This is a genomic window from Mesorhizobium sp. M5C.F.Ca.IN.020.29.1.1 (assembly GCF_003997375.1).
Classification (GTDB): domain Bacteria; phylum Pseudomonadota; class Alphaproteobacteria; order Rhizobiales; family Rhizobiaceae; genus Mesorhizobium; species Mesorhizobium wenxiniae.
Genome location: NZ_RZSW01000261.1, coordinates 1 through 8,229, shown reverse-complemented (window position 1 = coordinate 8,229; position 8,229 = coordinate 1). Strand labels below are relative to the sequence as shown.

Here is an 8,229-nt window from a genome sequence, read left to right as displayed (position 1 = left end):
CCATTAGGGGATGGATGAAACTCTAGAAATCGAAATAGATCGCCGGCGGATACGGACTGGACACATTTTTGTCGGCCGGCGCCGCCATCGCACCGGACGAGGCGTTGATCCCGCCGGTGGACTTTTTGTCGAGCGGCGGCCGGGTTTTCTCGGCTGTGGCCGCTTTCGCATCTGTCGCAACGACTTTCGTTTTAGCCTCCACGGTTTGCGAAAGTGCGAGCACGGCGAGAAGTGCAGACAGGGCAAGTTTCATGACGGCGTCCCTCAATGGTTAACGTAAGGTTAACCCCAGCCGCCGGCCCGAACACCGCCGCTGTGTGGAATGGCGTGGAATTCTCCGGAATTCCTGGAATATGGCTTGTGGAAAAGCGCGGCTGCAAGGAACCGGCGCGAGTTAGGCTTACGCAGCCGCGCCGACCCGTAAGTTCAATCCTTGAAGCCGGTCGAGTCTAGCAGGGCGACCGCCTTGCCGTCGATGTAAAAGCGTATCACGTGCGCGCCGCCGTCGACTTCAATGCGCGTCGGCTCGATGGCCGGCGACACAGGAGCCGCCTTGCCATATGTCGCTGCCGCGCGCGAGCCGGCAGCAGCACGCGACGGTCCATCCGGCCCGAAGGTCAGCAGCAGCAGTGCGGCGGATCCAGCCGCACCGCGGTGAAGGGGATTTTGGGAGAAGCAGTCCGGGACATCGAATTATTCCTTACTTTGTTGCGGCGGCATCTACGCTGGTTTCTGCTGGTTGCGAGAGCTCGGCTTCGCTGTCGTTCAAATGACTGAGGAAAGGTGTTGGTATTCAAGCCTAGTTAGCGTGAGTTTCATAACTTGCCCTTGCCCTGCGCGACCTTAGTGCTGCCCGGCAGGGCGAAAAGGGTAGGCGCGTGGAGCGGCGTGGAATTCTGCGGATTTCCTGGAATATGGGACTTTAGGAGAAGTCCGGCCCACATGAATGCGGTGGGAGCAAGTGCTGGCACATGTTATGCCTCGCGGTGGCATAAAGGGGCGGGTGGGATGGCACAGCATATCGCGCAGAAGTTACGGTTGACTGCGGCCCTGCTGGGAACCGTCGCTCGCAAGGATTTGGCGGCGGCGTTCCGAGGCGTCAACCCGAAGACGGCGTTCGATCTCGGCCGTGCCGACAAATGGCTGCAGGGCCGCGCCCAGCCGCGCGAACTCAGCGTCTACGACGACTGGTCGAAGCTTCTCAAGCTGGAGCAGCCCGGCGCCTGGATCGCAGAGAGCGACCTGCCAGGCTTCACGGCGGCGATCTGCGCCCGCCACGGCGTCGAGAGGGCCGAACTGGAACGCCGCGTCGGCGCGCGGTTCGAGACGGCGTCCGGGCATGAAGAGCGAAACCTTGGATTGGCCCTTGCCGGAACCTATGCATGTTATTCGCGCGCCCTGTCGCCCTATTATCGTGGCCAGTTGATCAGGGGCAGGCTTTCGATAGAGACCGGGCCGGGGGCGCACGGCCTGACTGCCGCCTATCGCGAGGCATTGCCGACCGGGCAGCTGCTGCTCGGAGGGCTGATGACGTCGGCAAAACGCGGCCTTTATGCGCATCTGAAGGAAACCAGCGGCGAAGCCCAATTCTTCCTCTGCCTGTTTCCGCACTCGCGGCCCGGAAGCGTGCTTGGCGGCTATCTATGCGGCACCACCATCATCGGCCCGGAGCCGCAGCCGTCCCTGACCAGGATCCTGATGATCCGCTTGCGCAATCGGGCGCCCCAGGGATGGGGCGGATATCTGCCGCCCGACGGGTCGACCGCCGATGATCTGGCTTCGCTCGGCGTGGCAATTGAGCAGCCGGAAATGGTCGACCGGCAGCTGGCGCAATTCCTCGCCGGAGACAGCAAGGACGGCGGTGCTAGCCAGATCCCGCCGGCCGAGTTCCGAGGCATCCTCGACGTGTTCGACCGCCATTGGCTGCGTCATTCGGATTAAGCCTGACCTCGTCTTCTGCCTGTGCGGAACCGATCACCACGTCAGTTGTTTTGTCCGGCGACCGAAGCGCCCGTCCGGCTGTCCAGTTGGGCCGCAAAGCGCCGCCCTTGCCGATCGCGTCTTCGAACTCGCCGGCGCGAAGAAGCGAAAGTTGCACGCCGGCTCAATATGCCTGATCATGGCTATGGCAGGGCGGAGGTATCAAGTGGCGGCCAATCGTCGAAACGGCATGCACCCCGCCGAGCCCGGGGTGATGGGCGTTGTTTCCTCTGCCAGAACCCTCCCGCGCATGTCACTGCCCACCGTCGCAACAGTCGTGGCGGCGGTTGCGGCCCTGTACTTCGGGCGCGAGGTTTTCCTGCCGATCGCAATCGCTCTGCTGCTTACCTTTGCGCTCGCACCCATAGTTTCCGGACTCAAGCGAGTCGGCCTTCCCCGTCTTCCGGCCGTCATCGCCAGCGTGCTGAGTGCATTCACGGTCCTCGCGCTGTTCTCTTTCATTGTCGCCACGCAGGTGAGCGAACTGGCGCAGAACATCCCGCTTTACCAGTCGAATATCCTGACCAAGGTCCGATCCCTGAAGGAGACCGGCGTCGGCGGAGGCATCATCGCCAGGCTGAGTGGCGTGATCGAACGCATTGGTCAGGAACTCGACCGGCAGGAAACCTCACCGCCTACCGCAGGTGAGCCAGAGCGCGAGCCGGTGCCTGTCGAGATCATCGCGCGCGAAAGGCCGCTCCAGGTTCTCCAGAACCTGATCGGCCCGCTGATCAGCCCGCTGGCATCGGCCGGCCTGATCATCGTCGTCGTCATCTTCATGCTGCTCGAGCGCGAGGACCTGCGCGACCGTTTCATACGCCTCGTCGGGTACGGCGATCTTCATCGGACCACCGAGGCGCTCCAGGAAGCGGGCAAGCGGGTCGGCCGATATCTGCTCATGCAATTGGTGGTGAATATCCTCTATGCCGTGCCGATTGCATTCGGGCTTTGGGTTCTCGGCATACCCAATGCACTGCTGTGGGGTTTGCTGGCGTTGGCGCTGCGCTTTGTTCCCTATATCGGCCCGATCATTGGTGCGTTGCTGCCTTTGTTCCTGGCGCTTGCCGTGGCTCCCGGCTGGTCGCTCGTGCTATGGACCGCCGGGCTGTTCGTGGCCATGGAAATGATAACCGGCAACGTCGTCGAACCATGGCTCTACGGTTCACGAACCGGGCTTTCACCATTGGCCATCATCGTTGCGGCGATCTTCTGGACCTGGCTCTGGGGTCCGCTGGGCCTGGTTCTGTCGACGCCGCTCACTGTCTGTCTCGTCGTGCTCGGCAGGCACGTGCCGCAGTTCGAATTCCTCGACGTTCTGTTCGGCAACGAACCGGTGCTCGAACCGCATGCTCGGCTCTACCAACGGCTGTTGGCCGGTGATCCAGAGGAAGCCACAGATCACGCCGAGGAGATCCTGGAGGAAAGATATCTGTTCGAATTCTATGACAAAGTCGCCATTCCCGCACTTCTGCTCGGCGAACAGGATCGGGTGCGGGGTGTCATGGGCGATGAGCAAAGACGACAGGTGGCGGCCAGCGCGCAGACGCTGGTGGCGAACCTCGACGATAGCGCACGGGAGGAAGCAGAGGAGGACGATGATCCGGCCGCGGCCGAGCCTGCCACAGCGGATGAGGACAAGCAGGCTCAAGGGGTGAGCGAGGACGACATCGAACTCCCGGATGGCACGGACGTCTCAGTGCTTTGTGCCGGCGGCCGCGGGGAACTCGACGATGCCGCCGCCGCCATGCTGGCGCAGGTGCTCGAAGTGCAAGGGGCGACGGTCTCGAAGGCGAGCTTTGCCGACATGGAACCGGCGAGCATTCGCCGGCTCGAACTCGACGCTGTCGACACCGTTGTGGTCGGATTCCTGAACCGCGACTCCGTCAAACATGCCCGTTTCCTGGTTCGTCGGCTGAAACGTGTCAAAAGGGCGCTGCGGGTGGGGATCGTGTTCTGGTCGGAGGACGGCGACGACAAAAACACAGCCATCGAATTGGTCAATGAAATCAACGCCGATTTTGTGGCGTATGGCATGGTCGAAGCCGTTCAGGGCGCGTTGTCGAGCGATCCGCCGGTTGCGCTGAAGATCGCTGCCAAGCGCCGCATGCGCCGCCGGTTGCGTCCTGCCCAGAAGGCGCCGCTTGCCGCCGCAAAATGAGCGCGGGACAGGGGCGGCGAGGGCGTGGGCTCATAATCATGTCTGGCGCATTCCTGACGTCGCCCACCTGGCGTCCGCGATCACACCAATCAAAATCAGTCAGTAAGCGTAGCGAGGTCTGAAGTCGCGTGGGCGTCAAAGGTACGGAGCAGAAATGCCAAGTTGGCGGGTCGACCGCCCAACCAGAAATATTTCAACCGAAGGGGAACCTCACGGTCGCAGGCAAGTTCGGTACGCAATGTGGGGGAGATTGCGCCATCTCATCGGCTTTATTGTTGTCGTGCTTGCGATCTTCTCCTTCCTCGGATTCCATTAGGAGGGACAATGCAGCGCGACGACGATCAACGAGGCTGGGCTTGAGAGCGCCAGTCTGTCATTCTGAGGTCGACCTCTGCTCACCGACAACACCTGGACTCGCCTCCGCTCTCGCTCGCTTGGTCAACATTCGACGCTTGCACCCGTACCACTCAGAGGCGAGGTGATGGCGGCCCGAAAGAAATTGTGGTGCGGGTCGGAACTGGCAATGGTCGATCGCCTAGCGGGAGCGCTGGCGCGAGCCTTGGCCGACGGATCGCACGCATGAGCGACGAGCCGGCGCGTCCGCCGGGCGAATATCCGTCCGCGTTTGCCAGCTTCTTCATGGCTGGCTTCGAATGTTCCTCGCATCGGCGCGGCGACGGAGTGCGCCTCGATTTGATTCGCGCAACCGCACACGACAAACATGCTCTCGGCGACTATCGCAGCTGTGCTGCCCTTGGGCTTCGCACGATCCGCGACGGCTTGCGCTGGCACCTGATTGAAACTGCGCCAGGAGTCTTCGACTGGTCGGGTTGGATCTCAATGATCGAAGCGGCTCACGCGGCGGGGGTGCAGGTCGTCTGGGATATATTCCACTATGGCTCACCAGATCACGTAGACCAAGGCGCCCCAGACTTTACAGAAGCCTATGTCCGCTTCGCCGCTGAAGCTGTCCGAGTCCATCGCTCCATCACAGGAGTAGCTCCCTTGGTGTGCCCGATCAATGAGATCTCATTTTTCGCATGGGCGATAGAGGTCGGCTATTTCCCACGCGTGGGGCCGAAGAAGCGGGGATGGTTCAAGCGACAGCTTGTGAGGGCAGCGGTTGCGGGCGTCAAGGCGATGCGCGATGCCGAACCTGGTTGCCGGTTCATATGGGCTGAACCGCTAATCCATGTTGCTCCCCGTGACCGTAGTCGTGCCGAGCAGCGGCGCGCGGAAAATGTCCGTCAGGGCCAGTTTGAAGCCTATGACATGCTGACGGGCCGTGCCGAGCCCGAATTGGGCGGCGCCGAGGACTGTGTCGACGTCATCGGACTTAACTTTTATCCGCACAACCAATGGTACTTTCAGGGGCCAACGATACCGATGGGCCACCACGAATATCGGGCGCTTTCCGACATGTTGGTCGAAGTCGCAGAGCGCTACAGAAAGCCCATGTTTATCGCCGAGACAGGCGCTGAAGGATCAGGCCGACCGGCATGGCTCCATTATGTTTGCGATGAGGTCCGCGACGCAATGAGCCGTGGTGCCCCGATTCAGGGTATATGTCTGTACCCGGTGACTGCGTATCCCGGCTGGGACAATTCGCGCCACGCGGAAGTCGGCTTATTCTCCACGATTCATGCCGACGGTTCGCGCAGTCTTCGCCAGCCGGTTGCAAATGAATTGGAGCGCCAGCGCACACTGTTCGCGGCAGCTGTTTCGTAGCGGTCGAAGAAGGGGCGGGCTACGTCAGTAGGTGGGGAACTGCTCCGAATGTTGGCCGAGCATCGTCCGCTGCGTAAGCATCTGCACCGTGCCGTTTGCCGGCAGGCTCTGTTGAATGCGCGCGAATGTCGCCAGAGCCTGACCGACAACCTGATCCATATTGTAGTAGCGGTACGTGGCCAGGCGCCCGACGAACCACACTTCGGGGCACGCCGCTGCCAGTGCTTCATAGCGTTTGTACAGCGCCTCGTTTTCCGCCCGCGGCACCGGGTAATAGGGATCGCCGATGTCGGTTGGATATTCGTAAGTCAGGCTGGTCTTAGGACTCTGCTGTCCGGTCAGATGCTTGTACTCGGTAATGCGGGTATAGTTTTCCGTCTGCGGATAGTTGACAACGGCGACCGGCTGAAACTGCTCGCAATCAAGTGTCACGTGCTCGAACCGAAGTGACCGATAAGGCAGACGACCAAGGCTCCAGTCGAAATATTCATCGACCGGCCCAGTGTAGATCATCCGCTGAAAGGGGATCTTGTCGCGAATTTCGCGATAATCGGTCTGCAGCATGATCTTGATCCTTGGGTTGTCCAGCATGCGCTGGAACATGCGTGTATACCCGCCAGCCGGCATATTCTGGAAAGTGTCGCCAAAGTAGCGATCATCGCGGTTGATCCGCGTTGGGACCCGCGCAGTCACGGACTTACTTAGTTGGGCCGGATCGACACCCCACTGCTTCCTTGTATAGCCGCGAAAGAATTTTTCGTAGAGTTCCCTGCCAACGGTGCTCACAACTACGTCTTCAGCTGTCCGGACTTCCTCGACCGTCTCTCGTCGGGATGCGAAGAACTCCTCCAACTGCTCGGGCGTCAATTCAAGATCGTACAGACGATTGATCGTGTCGAGGTTGATCGGTATCGGCAGCAGTTTTCCGTCGACCGAAGACAGTACGCGATGTTCGTAAGGCCTCCATTCGGTGAACTGCGAGAGGTAGTCTATGATCGATTGGGCGTTGGTGTGGAATATATGCGGCCCATAGCGGTGGACCAGAATTCCAGCTTCGTCGTAACAGTCATAAGCGTTGCCGCCGATGTGATTTCGCCGGTCGATGAGCAGGACGCTTTCCTGCCGTTGCGATGCGATGCGTTCGGCGAGCACGCTGCCAGCGAAGCCGGCGCCGACAATCAACCAATCGAACATGGTCAGGCTCCCCGGCGCAAAGGCACAATGCTTTTCATTGCATAGGCGCGCTGGATATGGGCAGCCATTGCGTCCCACGTTCGTTCCCAGGACATGTTGGCGAGGTAGGCATCGACTTCCTTCAACAGGAAATTCCGGGGACGTGACAGAAGGGACCGAAGCTTGGTTTCGATGTCTTCGGCGTCAACAATGTCGACCAGGCCTTCGGCGCCATAGGTGCGCACGACGTCCACAATCGCCGTGGAGACCACCGGCAGTCCGGCGGCCAGGAACTCAGGAGTTTTGGTCGGGCTGATATAGCGTGTCGCCTCGTTGAGCGCGAAGGGCATCCAGCCGGCGCTCCAGTGCCTGAGATAGCGAGGCAGGTCGGCGTAGGGCTTGGCACCCAGCCAATGTAAGTTACTTGCGCGCGGCAAGCTTAGCGGGTCGATCTTGACCACCGGGCCGAGCATGACGAAATGCACTTCGGGCATTGCCGCAGCCGCCTGTGCGATCATTTCAACGTCGAGCCGTTCGTCGATCACGCCGAAGAAGCCCACTCTCGGGTGAGGTATGTCTGCCTGGTCTACAGGGTCATCGCCGGGCTCTCTTGCCTTGTGGAAATGCGCAACGTCGATGCTGCTGGGGAAGGGAAAAATCGACTTGTGGAGGCTTCGTTTGGCCTCGTACAGACTCTGCCCGCCCGTGAACACGACATCAGCGCGCTGGAACAGCGCCTTTTCCATCTGCGTCAACTCTGCCGGCGCGTTCTTGAAGGCGGAGAGTTCATCCATGCAGTCGTAGACGCACACGTCGTAGCGGAGATGATCGCTGAAACGCAGCGCCATCGGCGTGTAGTACCATACAGTCAGCCGGTCATGCGGCGCTGAGGTGAGGATCTGGTCGACGAACCTGCGCTGGATGGCGTCCGCCTTTGTTGCGGAAATGCCGGCCGGAAGAACCGGGGTTACGATTGTGATCATTGCAGATCGATCGTTCACCCGGATCGAAGGATAGCATATTTCCTCGTAGACCGGCTCCTCAAAGTAAATTAGCTGCTGCTGTTTTGAGGCGTGCGTCAGAATATGCTGCGGGCGTTGGTGTACGAAATCCCACCTGAGGTGAGAAAAGCAAAGTAGAATAGACGATTTTATAGGGATATTTGATTTATTTTTTTTGCCGCCCGCTAT

6 protein-coding genes are annotated in these 8,229 nt (G+C 60.3%); 3 read left to right on the top strand and 3 right to left on the bottom strand.

From position 1 onward, the window contains the following. Positions 1-22 precede the first annotated feature (22 nt). Positions 23-253 (bottom strand): hypothetical protein, encoded by a 231-nt coding sequence (locus tag EOA85_RS20285; RefSeq protein ID WP_127210928.1) that lies wholly within the window; start codon positions 251-253, stop codon positions 23-25. A 755-nt stretch (positions 254-1,008) separates the two neighbouring features. Between EOA85_RS20285 and EOA85_RS20275 the strand changes: the two genes are divergently transcribed. The 3 genes from EOA85_RS20275 to EOA85_RS20265 all read left to right on the top strand — a co-directional run bounded on the left by EOA85_RS20275 (position 1,009) and on the right by EOA85_RS20265 (position 5,866). Continuing rightward, positions 1,009-1,941 (top strand): hypothetical protein, encoded by a 933-nt coding sequence (locus EOA85_RS20275; RefSeq protein ID WP_127210926.1) that lies wholly within the window; start codon positions 1,009-1,011, stop codon positions 1,939-1,941. A 205-nt stretch (positions 1,942-2,146) separates the two neighbouring features. Then, the gene (locus EOA85_RS20270; RefSeq protein ID WP_164759768.1) at positions 2,147-4,138 is read left to right on the top strand and encodes an AI-2E family transporter; all 1,992 of its coding nucleotides are present in this window, start codon (positions 2,147-2,149) and stop codon (positions 4,136-4,138) included. A gap of 579 nt (positions 4,139-4,717) precedes the next feature. Further along, entirely contained in the window at positions 4,718-5,866 is a 1,149-nt protein-coding gene (locus tag EOA85_RS20265; protein ID WP_127210925.1) for a beta-glucosidase, read from the top strand. Between the two features lie 24 nt (positions 5,867-5,890). Here the strand turns inward: EOA85_RS20265 and glf are convergent, their stop codons facing one another. Both glf and EOA85_RS20255 read right to left on the bottom strand, forming a co-directional pair. After that, positions 5,891-7,060 (bottom strand): UDP-galactopyranose mutase, encoded by a 1,170-nt coding sequence (gene glf, locus EOA85_RS20260; protein WP_051695093.1) that lies wholly within the window; start codon positions 7,058-7,060, stop codon positions 5,891-5,893. A gap of 2 nt (positions 7,061-7,062) precedes the next feature. Beyond that, positions 7,063-8,229 carry a glycosyltransferase family 1 protein gene (locus EOA85_RS20255; RefSeq protein ID WP_127210924.1) on the bottom strand — a complete coding sequence of 389 codons (1,167 nt, stop codon included), beginning with the start codon at positions 8,227-8,229 and terminating at the stop codon, positions 7,063-7,065.